At 49.8% G+C, this 17,054-nt stretch carries 13 protein-coding genes; 9 read left to right on the top strand and 4 right to left on the bottom strand.

The features are described 5' to 3' along the window. Positions 1–134: 134 nt before the first annotated feature. A complete protein-coding gene (locus ACO0LI_RS01445) occupies positions 135–1,382 on the bottom strand; it encodes a Yip1 family protein (protein WP_423030278.1) in 1,248 nt (415 codons plus the stop codon). A 174-nt stretch (positions 1,383–1,556) separates the two neighbouring features. Then, entirely contained in the window at positions 1,557–2,357 is an 801-nt protein-coding gene (locus ACO0LI_RS01440) for a DNA/RNA non-specific endonuclease (protein ID WP_423030276.1), read from the bottom strand. A 300-nt stretch (positions 2,358–2,657) separates the two neighbouring features. On the opposite strand from ACO0LI_RS01440, the gene ACO0LI_RS01435 reads away from it, so the two are divergent. Further along, positions 2,658–3,578 (top strand): GNAT family N-acetyltransferase, encoded by a 921-nt coding sequence (locus ACO0LI_RS01435; RefSeq protein ID WP_422949593.1) that lies wholly within the window; start codon positions 2,658–2,660, stop codon positions 3,576–3,578. 12 nt (positions 3,579–3,590) lie between these two features. On the opposite strand, the gene rtcR is transcribed toward ACO0LI_RS01435, so the two are convergent. Continuing rightward, positions 3,591–5,201 carry an RNA repair transcriptional activator RtcR gene (gene rtcR / locus ACO0LI_RS01430; RefSeq protein ID WP_422949592.1) on the bottom strand — a complete coding sequence of 537 codons (1,611 nt, stop codon included), beginning with the start codon at positions 5,199–5,201 and terminating at the stop codon, positions 3,591–3,593. A 442-nt stretch (positions 5,202–5,643) separates the two neighbouring features. Here rtcR and ACO0LI_RS01425 point away from each other — a divergent pair, with 442 nt between their 5' ends. The 8 genes from ACO0LI_RS01425 to ACO0LI_RS01390 all read left to right on the top strand — a co-directional run bounded on the left by ACO0LI_RS01425 (position 5,644) and on the right by ACO0LI_RS01390 (position 15,185). Beyond that, a complete protein-coding gene (locus tag ACO0LI_RS01425; protein WP_423030274.1) occupies positions 5,644–7,224 on the top strand; it encodes a vWA domain-containing protein in 1,581 nt (526 codons plus the stop codon). 685 nt (positions 7,225–7,909) lie between these two features. Next, positions 7,910–8,284, top strand: coding sequence for a zinc-ribbon domain containing protein (locus tag ACO0LI_RS01420; protein WP_423030272.1), 375 nt, complete (start codon positions 7,910–7,912; stop codon positions 8,282–8,284). Positions 8,285–8,847: 563 nt separating this feature from the next. After that, complete coding sequence (locus ACO0LI_RS01415; RefSeq protein ID WP_423030271.1) at positions 8,848–10,083, top strand: RtcB family protein; 1,236 nt, start codon at positions 8,848–8,850, stop codon at positions 10,081–10,083. A 185-nt stretch (positions 10,084–10,268) separates the two neighbouring features. Next, positions 10,269–11,300 (top strand): RNA 3'-terminal phosphate cyclase, encoded by a 1,032-nt coding sequence (rtcA, locus tag ACO0LI_RS01410; RefSeq protein WP_423030269.1) that lies wholly within the window; start codon positions 10,269–10,271, stop codon positions 11,298–11,300. Between the two features lie 14 nt (positions 11,301–11,314). Beyond that, positions 11,315–11,767: a DIP1984 family protein gene (locus ACO0LI_RS01405; RefSeq protein WP_422949587.1), complete on the top strand. Its 453-nt coding sequence runs from the start codon at positions 11,315–11,317 to the stop codon at positions 11,765–11,767. Between the two features lie 747 nt (positions 11,768–12,514). Then, positions 12,515–13,723: an RtcB family protein gene (locus tag ACO0LI_RS01400; RefSeq protein WP_423030267.1), complete on the top strand. Its 1,209-nt coding sequence runs from the start codon at positions 12,515–12,517 to the stop codon at positions 13,721–13,723. A 3-nt stretch (positions 13,724–13,726) separates the two neighbouring features. Then, positions 13,727–13,894, top strand: a complete 168-nt coding sequence (locus ACO0LI_RS01395; RefSeq protein WP_423008898.1) for a hypothetical protein — start codon at positions 13,727–13,729, stop codon at positions 13,892–13,894. Positions 13,895–14,057: 163 nt separating this feature from the next. Further along, positions 14,058–15,185, top strand: a complete 1,128-nt coding sequence (locus tag ACO0LI_RS01390; protein WP_423030265.1) for a DUF1624 domain-containing protein — start codon at positions 14,058–14,060, stop codon at positions 15,183–15,185. Between the two features lie 65 nt (positions 15,186–15,250). On the opposite strand, the gene ACO0LI_RS01385 is transcribed toward ACO0LI_RS01390, so the two are convergent. Then, the gene (locus ACO0LI_RS01385) at positions 15,251–16,948 is read right to left on the bottom strand and encodes a thiamine pyrophosphate-binding protein (RefSeq protein ID WP_423030263.1); all 1,698 of its coding nucleotides are present in this window, start codon (positions 16,946–16,948) and stop codon (positions 15,251–15,253) included. Positions 16,949–17,054 lie beyond the last annotated feature (106 nt).

Raw genomic sequence — 17,054 nt, 5'->3', positions numbered from 1 at the left:
GGAGTGATACCGGGGGGAGTGATAGCCGTACTTTATGCGTGACGGCTATCAATGATGATGACTGGTGGTATAGAGATTCTGTGAAACGACGAAAGGTGAATGACGAAGGACAGAACGGGGGCCATCCATTGTTCTTACTGTTTCACACCCTCATTCTTCATCGCTTCCAGCTTGTCGTAACCTACCGCTGCCGAAGCAGTCTTGATGGTCGCCATATCGACATTGTCGCCATGGGCTTCTACCATGAAGCGACCAGCGATCAGCAGGCTGTATTCGCCCGATGGGCCGTCCTTCTGGAATCTCTCATGGGTAGGGCGGCCATTGACCTTGCCCATCTTTTCATAGCCAGTATCGGTTTCCTTGTCCTGCTCTATCATGCCCCAGGCAAACATGGTGCCAAACATTTTACTACCGCCAGTATCAGTGATCGTCATTCTGATCTGATGATTGTTTTCATCGCCGTAGCGTGCTTCTGCCTTGGAGACTTTAAATTCGCCCATGGCAGACTTTTCACCTTCCAGGCTATTGCGCTTCAAATTGCCTATGGTTTCAGGGAACAGGGCTTTGAGTTTGTCCTTATCGACGACTTCTGCCTGGCTGCCTGCACCCAGTGCGACGCCTATGGCCTCAGTTGCGGCTTTCATTTCAGCCTGAGGGTCGCCAGATTTTTTAGCGGCTTCCATCTTCTTGTTGGCCTCTTCCATTTTCTGGCCCATTTTTTCGAGCTCACCCAGTGCACCGCTAACTTCAGCAGATTTGCTGGAAGTGCTTATGCTGGAGATACTGCTGGCATAAGGATTGCCGATAACCATATTCACGACAGAGTGGATTATCACTATGGCAACGAACGAACAAATCATGGAGACTGCAGTATAAGGTACAACTTTCTCTTGCGGTACCTTCATTAATACCGGCATGCCCAGGAACAGTATATAAACTGAGTAGGCCGCTACCGCCAGGAATACCAGCCAGAGCAGCGAGCCCAAAAATGGCAGCATCATCAGCGCACCGACCAGCAAGGAGGGCGTAAACGCGTAGGCTGAAAGCTTCAAGGCCTGTTCAGGATTTTTTTCAGCACCAAACTGTGGGGCCAGGGCATTGATGATTAGAGAAAACAGGTAAATGCCAATCAAGGCCTGAAGAAATTGCATGATCATTGCACTGATGCCTGATAAGGGCGACATACGTACAGTTGTACCAATGATGGGAAGAGTAACGCCAACTATGCTCATGCCTATGAAGGTCGCAACTGCCGGTATAGCCGCAAGTGGCGCCACATAGTTCTTGAAAAGATCTGCCGTGCTGGTGGTTTCAGCAGCGATGACGGGCCATTCTGTTTTTGGCGTCAGGGTGATGTTTTTCGCGCGTTCTACGAGATTCATGGGTTTTTCCTTTAATAAAGGGCAGGGCCGGTATCTGCGACCCAAAACAGGAAAACTGAAGAAAACAGGCTACTTATCTTTTCATTAAGCGACAAAGTTTATTACAGTTTTTTGCAAGTAGGACAAAATAAAGCGCTTTTCTGCTGTTTTCCATACAATGAATCTCAGGACTTGCTAGCTGTCATCACTTTCCGGCATGGACAGGAACTGTATCCCCGTTTTATTGACCAACTCCTTATAGCTTATGGGTTTGCTGGCATGTGCCTCGTCTGTATTTTCTACCCAATAGGCCCAGGCGCGACCAGTTGCGGGGTCATAAACAAGTTTGAACAGATATCTGGGCACCCAAATCTTATTGTTTCCAATTGTCGCTGGTCGCGCGTCGTAAACCGGCCCAGTAATCACATATACGTCACCTGATGCCCGCAACACATACTGGCGCGTGGTTTTTTCTATGGCGGCCCAGGTCTTGCGGTTGTTCACTGGCGCTTGCGGCACCATATTCGCCAGCGAAAAGCTTTGCGCCATCGCGGTGCTGTCTGCCATGTCGGCAGCCGGTGCCATATGTCCACGGTCATAGCCAGAACCCTTGTAGTCATCCAGTTCAGCCCTTTCTGCGCGGGGTAGTCTGGCATCGGCATAGAACTGGTCACTGCGCTCGTTTTCCCTGGCTTTGTAGATGATCTGGCGATTCAATCTTTCTGCTACATAGATGGGAGTATGGCTCTTGCCAGAATGCATGACTGCAAATGCCGAGAAACACAGGGCGCGCGGCCGCATGTCGGTAGTAGCGTTTATGGCCGGGATATGCCCTTTGGCAAAAAACTGGCGGCAAGCGGAGAAATCACCCGTACTCTGCGTTGGAAAATGGAGAGAGTTGAAAAAAGGATGGTCAAAAAAAGAAAGATCAACAAAGGAAAGGCTGACCAGTGCAAAGAAGAGCAAAGGACTAAGTTTGGCGAGTTTTTTTAACATGTATATGCAAGCTGATGCCGGATGCGGACTATCCTGAGGTGAGCCAAATCAATTACTTCATACTAAGCGCTCCAGGCCTGGAGCGGTTGACACAATGAAATACTGCATGGAAATACAGCATTATGGGAAAGGGCAGGATTCTATCTGATTTTCGTCAGGGTATCTTGCGGGAAGAAAAATACTTGTATTTTTGAGTAGAAATAACTGGTAACAAATTGAGACTACTTTGACAATAAAATACTTGCTTATTTGAGACGTTTGGCAGACTATCGCGCTGGTTGAAAATTGGATATAGCACCGATGTTTTCCCCCGTATTATTCACTACCGCCAGAAATAGACTGCTCAAGCTTGATGCACGCTGGGTCTTTTGCGGCCTGCTTTTGCTTGAGTCACTGCTGTATTGCCTTGACGAGTTCACCGGGCCGTATAGTTTTTATGCGCCGTTTTATATTTTTCCGGTAGCGATGAGTGCTGCTTTGTTATCGCGGCGTATGACGGTTTTTTTGGTGGTATTGTCCAGCCTGGCAAGAGCCCAGGTTTTTAGCCAGGTGTTTCAGTCCGGTAGCCTGATGCTGCTGGCATTCGATATTGCCCAGAGTATTTTGCTGTATGGTTTGATTGCGGTGCTGGTGATTACCGTCAATAGCATGCATCAGCGCTTGCTGAAATATGCCCAATACTTGCGTGCAAACATCAGGCTCATGCGTCAGCAAAGACGTCACAGAGCCAGCATACGCCGCGCTTTACCAGATGATGCTGATGGCATCGTACACCTGGCCGTGAATGGGGCGCAGAACGGTGATTTGTCCGAAGATATTTCGAATGCAGTCTTGCAACGCACCTTGGCTACTGCCTTCCGCCAAGGCATCGTTGAGGGCCAGACCGTCAGACATATCTGGGCTGGCGGCCAGCAAAAAGTGCCGGTTGAATTTTGGGTGTCCATCATCAATGGCCGCATGGCTGGTTTCTTCATGCTGTACGGTGTCGATGGCCAGCAAGGGTCAGAGCGTGAGTTGCATGCCATGGTGGTCGCAGATGAATACCGTGGCCTGGGCATAGGTGGTGCCATGACCGATTTCTTTTGCATGCATTTTAAAAACCGTCGCCTGTTCGCCGCCTGCAAGACAGGGTCAAACATGATGAAGATGCTGAGCCGCAGGGGCTTCAGCCAGTTTTGTGCGGCAGAAAACGGTTACGTCATCATAGAGCGGCATAACTGAAACTTGCTTCGGTCATCCATTCTTATGCAGGGCATCCCACTGCAAGCCAAACTTGTTGAGATATTTTTTGAGCCTGTCTGCATCATTCGGGTTGGCTTTATTGCTGCGTGAAGCGGCAAACAATTTACGGCCAGCTTCCGACATGTTTTTAGAGCGCACACAGATTGCCAGCACGGCCTGCAATTGCACCGCATCGAATAAATCCAGCTGCGCGACCTGTTCTGCATCCAGGTAGTCATGCAAATCCAGCTCATGACTCCAACTATCGCCTTCATGTGCATGTGACCACAGGCGTTGCAGGCGCTTGATTTCTTCACCTGCATTCTGGTCATTGATGCGCCCGGCATCGGCCAGCGTTGCCATGCGTGTGACTGACGCTGACAAATCACGAAAATTGCCAGCCCACACCGCTTGGGCAGATGTGGCAAATTCCATATAGCTGTCTTTCGCTTCTTTATTGAAGCGCACCATCTGCCCGTTCTCGGCACTGTATTGCGACAGCAGGTAATCGATATTTGGCGCAATGTCTTCAACCCGGCCACTCAGGCCAGGCAATTCATATGACCATAGATTGATACGCGCATACAAGTCTTCGCGAAAGCGGCCTGCCGCCACTTCTTTGCCCAGATCGCGGTTGGTACCCGCCACCAGCTGGAAATCGCTTTGCACTTCATGGTCGCCACCCACCGGGAAGAAACGTTTTTCTTCCACCGCCTTGAGTAGCATGGCTTGCTCATCCAGGCCCAGCTCACCAATTTCATCAAGAAACAGCAAGCCCTTGTGTGCTGTCCTCAGCAAACCGGGACGGTCAGACATGGCACCAGTGAACGAACCCTTGATATGGCCAAACAGGGTAGAGCCTGCTCCATCACCACGCAGGGTAGCGCAGTTAACTTCGACAAACTTGCCCTCCAGCCTGTGCCTGGCTTTTTTCAATTCAAATATACGCCTTGCCAGGAAAGACTTGCCCGCACCAGTCGGCCCCATCAACAGGATGGCTGCCTTGGACTTGATGGCGACCCGTTCTATCTCATCGATCATGGTATTAAAGCGCGCATTGCGAGTGGCAATGCCAGATTTCAGAAATGCTACACCTTCTTCCTGCTCACGGCTAAAGCGCTGTGCAATCTGGTCATAGCGCGACAGATCCAGGTCAATGATGGTCATCTCACCAAAATTGGCCTTGGTCTGCCGCCGTGGCGGTGAAGTCTGCAAGAGCTTGCCGGGCAGGTAATTGGCTTCTGTCATCAGGAACAGGCAAATCTGTGCGACGTGGGTGCCTGTGGTGATGTGCACCCAGTATTCTTCTTTGTCGGTATCGAAAGGGTAGGACCTGGCAAAGTCAAACAGGCAGCCATACACGTCTTCAAAATCCCAGGGATCTTTTATTTCCAGCTGATGTGAACGTACTTTGGTCTCTGGCGAAGTATCAGCGATGTCCTTTTCCAGTTGCGCGAGCAAGGGCTCATGGTGGCCGCTATGCAGCAAATCAATACGGTCAATGACGATGTCTTCATGCTGGGTCAGCGCAACCGTAGGACGCCATTTTTCCCAGCGACCACTGCCACGGCCACTATCGAGTTGTGTGCCTATAAAACCGATGACGACTTTTTTCTTCTTCATTATTTGGATAAATATTTATCTATTTGGATAATTATATAGGAAATGTACTCAGGGAGTTGATCTTGTGAATTTCCGCTTATTTCTTTATTTTTCTATTTAAATCAATAGCTTAAGCAGATATTTGGCACTATGACACAGACCTGGCACGCCCATTGCAATAGATGGAGTGTAGGGCATGCAGGCATGAAGGGAGTGCCACCACCGAAAACGATTGATGAAGGGTGGGCTGGATAAAACCAGATGCAGTCTAAGTATTGTCATGAGCAAGGTTGCAGATGCAGGTTGCCGCTCCCCGTAAGGGTGTCAACTGGCGCGCGTTTCCAATCATGGCAATAGCCAGGAGTAATGCCTTGGTTGCTGTATTTTGCGGGTTCGAATCCCGTCGTGTCCACCAGATCAGAAAAATCTGAAAGAGTTTAATAAAAAGAAAAAAGGAAATGAAATGGTTAACACACAATTGTTCCAGAGTTTAAAAAACTCACTGACAAATAAATTTTTGCCAGTTACAGCAACTGATGCAACAGATACAGCAAATTTTTCCGGCGCTGCAGCCTACAAGTTCACCGCCGAACACAAGCTGGCACAATACGCAGCCACTGGTTGTCTGAACGCGACTTACTACGCCAGTGCAGAAGCACAACTGGCAACAGTGCTGGATTTGACTAAAGAGGTAACGCCATTGTTTGTAGCGCAAACTGCGATCTACTGCCGTGAGCGTGGCTACATGAAAGACATGCCAGCTTTGCTGGTAGCAGCACTGACGATGCGTAATGCAGTCGAGTTACCACGTACGTTCAAGCGTGTAATGAACAACGGCAAGATGTTGCGTAACTTTGTGCAGATACTGCGTTCAGGTGCGATAGGCCGTAAGTCTCTGGGTTCACGTCCTAAAAAACTGGTACAGGCATGGTTGAATACTGCCAGCGAAAAAGAATTACTGGCAGCAGCGGTGGGTACTACGCCATCACTGGCAGACGTTGTAAAAATGGTGCATCCAAAACCTGTCGAAGCATGGCGTGAAGCCTTCTTTGCCTGGTTGATAGGCAAGCCATACAAGGCAGAAGCTTTACCACCAGTCGTTGCAGCGTTTGAAGCCTTCAAGAAAGACCGTAGCCTGGCTTTGCCGGACGTGCCTTTCCAGATGCTGACAGCGATGGACTTGACGACAGAAGACTGGGCGCAGATCGCTCGTCAGGCTGGCTGGCAGATGTTGCGTATGAACTTGAATACCTTTGGACGTCATGGTGTATATGCCTTGCCAGGCATGGTCGATTTGATTGCCGCTAAATTGAGTAATGCAGAGGCAATTGCCAAAGCCAAAGTGTTTCCTTATCAGTTGATGGCGGCTTACAAGGCAGCCAATGAAGAAGTACCGTTGCCGATCAAGAATGCGCTGCAAGATGCGATGGAAATCGCCTTGAGCAATGTGCCAGAAATATTTGGCAAGGTCGTGGTATGTGCTGACGTGTCTGGTTCCATGTCATCTGCAGTCACAGGTTACCGTGGCTCTGCAACGACAGCAGTACGTTGCATAGACATCGCGGCTTTGGTCGCTGCAGCAATGCTGCGCAAGAATCCATCGACCCTGGTCTTGCCGTTTGAAGAACAGGTCGTGAAATGTGATTTGAACCCACGTGACAGCGTGATGACCAATGCGCAAAAGCTGGCAGCGATAGGTGGCGGTGGCACCAACTGCAGTGCACCACTGGTGCAGTTGAACAAGAACAAGGCGCAAGCTGACCTGGTGATCTTTGTCTCTGACAATGAATCATGGATGGATGCAAGCCGTGGCCGTTCTACTGCCACCATGGCGGAATGGAGTGTGTTTAAGCAACGCAATCCACAAGCCAAGCTGGTGTGCATAGACATTGCGCCTTATGGCACGACACAGGCGGCAGAAAGAGATGATATTTTGAATGTAGGTGGTTTTTCTGATGCCGTATTTAAAATCATCGCTGCGTTTGCTGCGGGTCAGCTAAGTGCAGAGCATTGGGTAGGTGAAGTAAAGGCAATTGATATTTAGAGAACCGCTGGCGGGGCAAATGCAGTAGATGTGTAGTAAATGCTTCGCCAGTCCAGGTAGTAAAAGTTTTTGAACGCAGCGTGAATGTAAATGTGATTACATCTGAAAACTGTAAAATCACCTTTAAGCCTTGTCATGCTGTGATTCAAAGACCATGTGAGTGTGGTCTTGAGTTTGAAATGTAGTACGAATGCGCGGGCGATTACATCCAAAAAAATCGCAAGCAATCCTTGTCGTACCGTGTTTCTCAATACCGCAATCAGATGCAGCAGTACAGGTTTTGAATATGGCATGAATGCTGATGTGATTACACTTGTAACGTAATATCACCCTCTGTTCTTGTCATGCCATATTCAATAAATATCATTGTTGCAGTTTCTTGAATACCTTGTGAATGCTCATGTGACTACATTTGCAATGTTCACAGCAATTCTTGTCATAGGGTGGTTCAGGAAATGGATTTGTAAAAGTTTTGAATGAGTCAGGAATGCTGAGGTGATTACATTTTGCGAAAATGAGACTTCACTTCAAATTTTTGTCCTGGCTTGTTCAATCTGATTTTACCCGAATGCCATCAGGATTACATAGACTATATTGGTGCGACTCCAATCTGTTTCATTCCGCAAGAGTGAAGCAGAAATCCTGGTAACACTTGTCGGGGTTTTATTTTTAAAGTATGGACGTGATGAAAAGTGGAAAACAAAGACGGGCAGAAATCATGGAAAAGCGGCACGCCCGCATACCTGTGAAAGAAAGTTTTGATGTCTATGCCTTACCAGTGCCGGTTGGTGCGATTCCAGCGGATCGCGAGGTGCTAAGAAGCAATAACACTTACGGTTTGCTGCCCTTGTTTTATATGGACTATGCCTTCAACTGTCGTGATTGTGGATGCGCACAGATATGGACTGGCAAGCAGCAGAAATGGTGGTATGAAATCATGCAAGGGAATATCAATAGCGTAGCGATTCGATGTCGCCCTTGTCGCAAGAAAGAGCAGCAAAGAAAGAAGCTGGTCAGGGACTCACATTTGAGTGGTCTGGCAGCAAAGCACAAACAATAAAGTTTCCAGGCGAATGCCAGTGAACGTGCAACGGTCCTAAGGTGGTTAACAGATTCAGTATGGTCTGGTGTAGCCTGGGTACTGACTCTTCATTGAGTCTCCCGGCCGTAGGTTTCACAAACCCTTGTCGCCGCAGTATTTGCATATGAAAATTTGGAAATGAAATAGTTTGTGTGGTGAGGCAGTAAGTAAGAGTTTAGGCGAATGCTGGTGAAATTACATCACTTTTAATGAGGCTGTCGCGGGTTCGAGGCCCGTCACGAAATCTCGGTTTCGTGTAGCTCAGTTGGTAGAGCACCTGTGGGTGACCACATACATTTCACCGAATATTGTCGCCACCCCAAAATGGCAGCTTGTAAAGTAAGAGAAGTGAGGCAACGGTTAATAGTTGTAGCAGTAAAAAAGTTTAGGCGAATGCTGATGAAACTACATCGCTACGAACGAGGAGGTCGTGGGTTCGATTCCCGCCATGGCGTAATCTGGCGCCGTGTAGCTCAGTGGTAGAGCGCTTGTTTCATCACTCCCTTGTCGCCACCAAAGAATTTAATAATAAAGAGAAAAATATGAAACACGAAGATTATGATGTAGTGCAGTACAAAGATGGACGTCCTATCAAAATGTGGACCAAAGGTGTTCCTGTTGAAGAAGAAGCCAAGCAGCAATTGGCGAATATCTCCCGTTTGCCTTTCATCTACAAACATATTGCCGTGATGCCAGACGTGCATCTGGGTAAAGGTTCTACCATCGGTAGCGTTATACCTACCCTGGGTGCGGTGATCCCGGCGGCTGTTGGTGTGGATATCGGTTGCGGGATGATGGCTGCCAAGACCACTTTGTTCGCCCATGATTTGCCAGATAACCTGGGCCCTTTGCGTACTGCCATAGAAAAAGCCATACCGCATGGTATGTCGCCTAAGACCCGTAGCTTCAAAGGCCGTGATAAGGGATCATGGGAAAATCCGCCGCCAGCCGTAGATGCTGCCTGGGCGCAATTGAAAGATGGTTTTGATGAAATCTGTTTGAAAACTCGCCGCTTGAAAAACACCAATAACTACCTTCATTTGGGAACTTTGGGTAGTGGTAACCACTTCGTTGAAGTGTGCCTGGATGAAGCCAATGCGGTATGGTTCATGTTGCATTCCGGTTCACGTGGTGTAGGCAATGCGATTGGTAGCCATTTCATTGAATTGGCCAAACAGGATATGCGTACCCATTTTATTAACTTGCCTGATCAGGACTTGTCATATCTGCCAGAAGGTACCCAGCATTATAAGGACTACATCGAGGCAGTAGGTTGGGCGCAGAAATTTGCGCGTTTGAACCGTGAAGTGATGATGCAGAATTTGATTGCTGCTGTACGTACCGTGATCAGCAAACCGTTTGAGACCCATGTAGAAGCGGTTAACTGCCACCATAACTATGTGCAGAAAGAACATCACTTCGGGAAAGATGTATTGGTAACCCGTAAAGGTGCAGTATCTGCGCGTGCCGGTGAGTTGGGGATTATCCCTGGTTCCATGGGGGCGAAAAGCTTCATCGTGCGTGGTAAAGGAAATGAAGAAAGTTTCCATAGCTGCAGCCACGGCGCAGGCCGTACCATGAGCCGTACCGCAGCCAAGAAGCTCTACACCGTCGCTGATCAGATAGCCGCAACCGAAGGTGTGGAATGCCGTAAAGATGCCGATGTGATTGATGAAATCCCTATGGCATATAAAGATATCGACGCTGTGATGCTGGCTCAATCTGCCCTGGTGGATGTGGTGCACGTATTGAAGCAGGTTGTTTGCGTTAAGGGTTGATTTGGTTTGCAAGCCTAAGACCTCTCAACACAGGGACACAGAGTCACAGAGAAAAACAGAACAAGATCCATTCATTTTATTTCTGCGTACAGTTTTCAGGCAATGACGCTCTCTTGAATTTCTCTGTGTCTCTGTGCCTCTGTGGTTAATGGTCTTGAACTTGATTTGAATTGAAAATAAAAATAATGAATAAGAAAATGATAGAGCTGGATGGCTCTTTGGGTGAGGGTGGTGGGCAGATATTGCGTACGTCTTTGAGCCTGTCCATGATTACCAGTCAACCGTTTCGCATTATCAATATCCGTGCTGGCCGTGCCAAGCCTGGCTTGTTGCGCCAGCATCTGGTTGCCGTGCAATCGGCTTCTGCCGTAAGCGGTGCGCAGGTGACTGGTGCAGAATTGGGTTCGACTACGCTGGAATTTATTCCCTCGGGTATCTATGGCGGCACTTACCAGTTCTCTATAGGCAGTGCAGGTAGTTGTACCCTGGTGTTGCAAACACTGATACCAGCCTTGCTGTATGCCGATAAACCATCGACCATCAAGATCACTGGTGGCACGCACAACGACATGGCGCCACCTGCACAGTTTTTGCAAAAGGCTTATGGCCGGGTATTGCAGCAAATGGGCGCAGATGTCAGCTTTGAATTAAAGCGCTATGGTTTTGTCCCTGCCGGTGGTGGTGAAATCATCGCCCAGGTACAACCATGCAAGCAGTTGAAGAAAATCGACCTGCTGGAACGCGGCGAAAGAACCAAAGGCTATGCCGAAAGCTTTGTCGCTGGTGTGCCTGTCGATGTCGCCAAACGCGAGCTTGAATGCGTAGGCGCTGGCATGGGCTGGACTGCCGATCAATTGCTGGTGCGTGGCCTTAGCAATGACCAGGGGCCCGGCAATGTGCTGCTGATTACGCTGGAACATGAACAGATTACCGAAGTATTTTGCGGGTTTGGTGAGAAAGCGGTCAAGGCAGAAAATGTCGCAAAACGCACTGTGCAGGAGTTGCGTGAGTATGTCGCATCCGGTGCAGCATTGGGCGAACACCTTGCAGATCAGGTCATGTTGCCCTTTGCGCTGGCGGGTGGTGGCAGTTTTACCTCCAGCGTGATATCGCAGCATGCCAAAACCAATGCTGATGTGATCGCCAGGTTTTTGCCAGTCAGCACAGAATTCAAGCCACAGGATAAGCGCTTTATCGGCACGATGAAGCGCAATTAAAAAAGGAGAGCGAGATGAAACTTGCAGAAGCCTTGTTATTACGAGGTGATTTACAGAAAAAACTGGCATCCATGCGTGAACGCATAGTGCGCAATGGCCTGGTACAGGAAGGCAATACGCCGCAGGAAGATCCTGAAGCCTTATTGCTGGAAGCCTATGGCGTAACCACAGAGCTGGAAAAACTCGTACTGGCGATTAATGCGGCGAACATGACGAACAAATTGCCAGATGGCCGTAGCCTGACAGCCGCTATTGCCGAACGCGATAGCTTGATACAGCGTCATGCCTTGCTGCAGGCAGCCATAGGATCGACAAATAAAGAACCTGATCGCTATAGCGCACGCGAAATAAAATGGGTGTCCGTATTTGATGTAAAAAAATTGCAGAAGCAGTCCGAAGACCTGGCCAAAAAATTGCGTGAATTGAATGCAAAAATCCAGGAAAGTAACTGGCAGGTGGTATTGTAACTAAGCTTGTAAATCAGCTTGTAAAGTTTTCGGAACATAGGGCGAGCGTGGAACCCCGGCCCGATGACAGGGGGTGGAAAATATACTGGGATCGCTGACCGAGCGCGATGGGCAGCGCCAACAAATGACAACTCAGCCCATCACATCGCACTGTTGAAATTGCATACTGCAAACTTGACTACCACACGCTGACTATGTTCCAACCCGTTTAAAAAATTCACTCAGTCATTCGCGTTTTTTGCGCGATGTTTTTTGTGGATTTTTCGTCGATAAAAATAATTTTTGTTGACACAGTAATTTATTCTCGTGCAGAATCGAGTTCCTTCGATATGCAGCATTTTTAAAATTCGCAGCAATTCGATTTTTCCGACTTTTTCATCAACACCCAATTCAAGAAAGGAACGGCCATGCCACGGAATACGGCTAGTAAGAACAATCAATACTTTTAGCCCCGTGCGCGACGCTCGGGGTTAAGGCAAATCGCCAACCCGAGCCGGTCGTTTTTTTGAAAACCCCGGTGAGGAAACTCGTCGGGGTTTTTTACTTTTCAAAACGCTGATTTTTGTTGGAACGCCAGAACTTGCATAGCCTTGTGCCATGCAGGCAGGGATGGTGTTCGCCAAAAAAATGCAGAGCGCTATTGACGAAGAAAAGCAGCCAGATATTTCTTATGCCAGCAGCAGGATTTGCTGCAATGGTTGAAACGGCTCGCTGAAAAAACACCGGCATTACAAGAAGGAAAATTGTATGCCTATAGCTAAGAGTTTGCACAAGGCCAGAGTGCCTGTGCATATATTTACCGATGATGTTGATCATACTGCGATACAGCAGTTGCTCAATATCGCCAGTTTAAACATCGTCCATCCTCATGTGGCCGCCATGCCTGATGTACATGCGGGTGTAGGTGCCACGGTAGGAAGTGTGATACCTACCCGTGCTGCCATCATCCCTGGTGCGGTTGGGGTCGATATAGGTTGCGGCATGAATGCCGTGCGCACGACTTTGACGGCCAGCCAGTTGCCTGACAACCTGGCAAAACTGCGCAGTGCCCTGGAAGCCGAGATACCTGTCGGTTTTCGCCAGCATGCGTGGAACCGGATGCGCGGGTCTGCCCTGGTCAGGGTGGGCAAGCCCTTGAATGACAGGCTCGACAAGATCGTTGCCAAGCACAAGAGCATCATGCGCATGCTGCCGAAGTTTTATCAGACCTGGATATGCCAGTTGGGCACGCTGGGTGGTGGCAATCACTTCATTGAAGTGTGTATCGATGAGGAGCAACGCGTATGGATCATGCTGCATTCCGGTTCACGCGGCGTGGGCAATGTCATAGGCAAGCACTTTATCTGGGCGGCACGGAAAGAAATGTGGCGTCACCAGATACATTTGCCTGACAAGGACTTGTCTTATTTTACCGAAGGCTCGGAATTGTTTGATGACTATATTGAAGCGGTGCAGTGGGCGCAGGATTATGCGCTGGCCAACCGTAGCGAGATGATGCGCAGGGCACTAGCTGTGCTGGAAAAAGAAGTCACCAGTTTCAAGCTTGATGGTGAAGCCATTAATTGCCATCACAATTATGTGTCGCAAGAAACGCATAATAATGAAAACCTGTTCATTACCCGCAAGGGAGCAATTTCTGCCCGTATGGGTGAGATGGGTATTATTCCTGGCAGCATGGGGGCGCGTAGTTATATCGTCAGGGGTAAGGGCAATCCTGAATCATTCTGCTCTTGTTCTCACGGGGCAGGGCGCAGGATGAGCCGGGGTGAAGCGAGGGAGACGTATGATGCTGATGACCTGGCAACCCAGACTCAGGGTATAGAATGTCGCAAGGACAAGGGAGTGGTCGATGAAATTCCGGCAGCCTATAAGGATATCGACGCAGTCATGGCGCATCAGCGTGATCTGGTTGAAGTTGTGCATACCTTGCGCCAGGTCGTTTGCGTGAAAGGATAAGAGATGAAACTCACAATCAAATTGCCCAAGCCACGCAATCCACTGGCAGTAGTGGCAAAACAACGTAATGCCGGTGTCCATGGTGCGCTCAATCCCAAGCGCACTGAGCGCAGGCAAGAGAAGCAGCGCTTGCAACAACTCAAGGGCGGACGACTCAAGGATGAAGAGTAAGCATCTTATTTGTGTTAACTGGTTTTAATCATGGCGCTCATTTGGCAACAAATGGGCGCTTTTTTATTTCCCAGGCTTGAAATGCTTTGCTGCCAGCAGCGGGTGCTGGATAGAATTGCTGCATTAAAATAAAACTGCGCCTGGTCGCAGACGGGGATACACCATGATGCGGCAAAACCGGCTACAAGCCATAGACCTCTTGCGCGGTCTGGTCATCGTGCTGATGGCACTGGATCATACCCGCGACTTTTTTGCGGTTACCCCATTTGATCCACTGGATTTGCAACAAGGTTCGCCAGGCTGGTTCTGGACGCGTTGGATTACCCATTTATGTGCGCCTATCTTTGTGACTCTGGCGGGGATGTCGGCTTTCTTGCGGGCGCAGCAGCGTGATAAAAAAGATATGACGCGCTATTTGCTGAGCCGTGGCGCCTTGCTGGTTTTGCTGGAATGCACCTGGGTCAGCTTCAGCTGGCAATTTGGTTTTAATGTGTTCATCTTGCAGGTGATCTGGGCAATAGGCATGGCGATGATGGCGCTGGGCTTGCTGATCTGGTTGCCGCGCTGGGTGATTGCTCTGGTCGCTGCTGCTCTGATACTGCCGCATAATCTGCTCGATGGCATGCATGCCAAAGGCAGCCACGTCTTGTTCATGGCCTGGCACCAGGGTGGCTTTTATCCCCTGACTGACAAACTAGGTATCGTCTTTGCCTACCCACTCATGCCATGGATAGGCTTGATGGCTGCCGGTTATGCGCTGGGGCCAGTGATGTTGTGGGAACCTATCAAACGCCAGCGTTTCCTATTCTCAGCAGCGGCTATCCTGCTTGTGAGTTTTGTGATTTTGCGCAGTGGTAATTATTATGGCGACCCTGATCTCTGGTCGGCACAAGGCAAGGGCTGGTTCTATGACTTCATGTCTTTTGTGAAGGTATGTAAATACCCACCTTCTTTGCTGTACCTGTGTATCACGCTCAGCATAGGCCTGGGTGCGCTGGCCTTGATGGATAAGTATGTGAAAAAACCTCTGCCATTGCTGATGCTGTTTGGCAAAACACCGATGTTCTTTTATCTGGTGCACATTGCACTCATCCATGCGCTGGGCTGGATTTATATGCAGCTGCGTTATGGGCAGATCGTTGATTTTCGCAAACCGGAGGCGACACCGGAATATGAAGCTTCACTCTTGGTTTGTTACCTGGCTTGGCTGTTTGCCTTGGCTGTGATGTGGGGGCTGACGAAGTTATGGCTGACACGCCGGGCTGCAGGCAGATTGCAGGCGACCGCTTAGCTTGTCTGATTTCACCGCTATCCCTCGCAGGGGATAGCGGCGTTTGTTTAACTGAATGGCTATATTTATTTACCTGAATCCTGCGCCGCCTTTCGCAGAGTTTCCAGCGTCGCACCCGGCGTGATCAGGTTACCGTCATAGCGCAGTTCTATCAAGGCTGGCAGATTGTTCTGACGGCTATGCTCGAGTGCTCTTTCCAATGCCGGGGCAAATTCTGCCGTGGTATTGACGACTTCACCACTGCCACCAAAGGCACGGGCCAGGGCGGCAAAGTCAGGGTTATGCAATTCCGTGCCGGAGACGCGTGCCGGGAATTCTTTTTCCTGGTGCATGCGTATCGTGCCGTACATGCCGTTATTGAAGACGATGATGACCACGCCGGCCTTGTATTGCACCGCAGTTGCCAGTTCCTGACCATTCATCAGGTATTCGCCATCACCAGCAAAGGTGATGACTGTGCGTTGCGGGTCTATGATCTTGGCGGCAACGCCAGAAGGTACGCTATAACCCATGGCGCCAGAGGTCGGCGCCAGTTGCGTGCGCATGCCACCGTAAGGGAAGTAGCGGTGCGCCCAGGTCGCGTAATTGCCAGCGCCATTGGTGATGATGGTGTCTTTGGGCGCAAGGCGCTTGATCTCCTGTACTACTTGCCACAGATTTAGCGTGGCATTTTCTTTGGCGAAAATTGCAGGCTCGGTTTGCCAGGCCAGCAAGTCTGCGCGTGCTTCGCTGACTGTTGCCTTCCACTTTGTGGCGGCATCCAGGCCGGCCATCTCGGCCAGGGCTTCGGCAATTTCTTTCATGCCGCTGTTGATCATCAGGTCAGCTTGATAAACGCGGCCCAGTTCCAGCGCATCACTATGAATATGTACCAGTTTTTGTTTTGGCACTGGCGCTTCCAGCACGCTATACCCGCCGGTGGTCATTTCACCCAGGCGCGGGCCTATGGCGATAATCAGGTCGGCATCTTTCAGTCTTTGTGCCAGCTTGGGGTTGATGCCTATGCCTACATCGCCTATATAGTTGGGGTGGGCATTGTCGATCAAATCCTGGAAACGGAAGGCGCAAGCCACAGGCAAGTGATTGCTGGTGGCAAATTCACTGATGTGCTGGCATGCCGCCTTGTCCCAGCCACTGCCACCCAGCAACAGCACAGGGCGTTGCGACACAGTTAGCATATTGCGCAGTTGTGCCAGTTGTTGTGGTGAGGCGGATGCCTGTACCGGCGTGTAATGGCGGGTATCTGCGACTTCGGCGACCTGGGCCAGCATGTCTTCTGGCAATGCCAGTACGACAGGGCCAGGGCGGCCGCTGGTGGCGACCTGGAAGGCGCGGGCGATGTATTCAGGCACGCGGTCCGCGCGGTCTATCTGAGCTACCCATTTTGCCATCTGGCCAAACATGCGGCGGTAATCTATTTCCTGGAAAGCTTCACGCTCGACAAAATCATTGCCGACCTGGCCGATGAACAAAATCATTGGCGTGGAATCCTGATAAGCCGTATGCACTCCGACGGAGGCGTTGGTCGCACCAGGCCCACGGGTGACAAAGCAGATACCGGGTTTGCCGGTCATCTTGCCATAGGCATCTGCCATGAAGGCTGCGCCGCCTTCCTGGCGGTTGATGATGAAGCGTATGGGGCTGTCATGCAGGGCGTCCAGCACTGGCAAATAACTCTCGCCAGGCACACCAAAGATGGTATCGACACCGTGGACTTGCAGGGCATCCACAATCAACTGGCCGCCAGAACGTGATTTCAGCATGATAGATAATGATAAAAAAGTAAAAGCAGTACGCTACCAGAAAGCCTGCTTAATTTGCATCGTATTTGAGGGTTAGGGACTGAATTATCGCTGAGTGGGGTACGAG

The organism is Undibacterium sp. Tian12W, assembly GCF_049339405.1.
In the GTDB taxonomy this organism is placed as follows: domain Bacteria; phylum Pseudomonadota; class Gammaproteobacteria; order Burkholderiales; family Burkholderiaceae_D; genus Undibacterium.
Note: the sequence above shows the minus strand (reverse complement) of the source record. Positions and strands in the feature narration are given on the sequence as shown.

Coding starts and splice junctions, on each gene's coding strand:
- ACO0LI_RS01415 (WP_423030271.1), top strand. CDS start 8,848: ATGAAACACGAAGATTATGATGTAGTGCAGTACAAAGATGGACGTCCT.
- ACO0LI_RS01400 (WP_423030267.1), top strand. CDS start 12,515: ATGCCTATAGCTAAGAGTTTGCACAAGGCCAGAGTGCCTGTGCATATA.
- ACO0LI_RS01440 (WP_423030276.1), bottom strand. CDS start 2,357: ATGTTAAAAAAACTCGCCAAACTTAGTCCTTTGCTCTTCTTTGCACTG.
- ACO0LI_RS01420 (WP_423030272.1), top strand. CDS start 7,910: ATGAAAAGTGGAAAACAAAGACGGGCAGAAATCATGGAAAAGCGGCAC.
- ACO0LI_RS01390 (WP_423030265.1), top strand. CDS start 14,058: ATGATGCGGCAAAACCGGCTACAAGCCATAGACCTCTTGCGCGGTCTG.
- ACO0LI_RS01425 (WP_423030274.1), top strand. CDS start 5,644: ATGGTTAACACACAATTGTTCCAGAGTTTAAAAAACTCACTGACAAAT.
- ACO0LI_RS01445 (WP_423030278.1), bottom strand. CDS start 1,382: ATGAATCTCGTAGAACGCGCGAAAAACATCACCCTGACGCCAAAAACA.
- rtcR (WP_422949592.1), bottom strand. CDS start 5,201: ATGAAGAAGAAAAAAGTCGTCATCGGTTTTATAGGCACACAACTCGAT.
- ACO0LI_RS01385 (WP_423030263.1), bottom strand. CDS start 16,948: ATGCTGAAATCACGTTCTGGCGGCCAGTTGATTGTGGATGCCCTGCAA.
- ACO0LI_RS01395 (WP_423008898.1), top strand. CDS start 13,727: ATGAAACTCACAATCAAATTGCCCAAGCCACGCAATCCACTGGCAGTA.
- ACO0LI_RS01435 (WP_422949593.1), top strand. CDS start 2,658: ATGTTTTCCCCCGTATTATTCACTACCGCCAGAAATAGACTGCTCAAG.
- rtcA (WP_423030269.1), top strand. CDS start 10,269: ATGAATAAGAAAATGATAGAGCTGGATGGCTCTTTGGGTGAGGGTGGT.
- ACO0LI_RS01405 (WP_422949587.1), top strand. CDS start 11,315: ATGAAACTTGCAGAAGCCTTGTTATTACGAGGTGATTTACAGAAAAAA.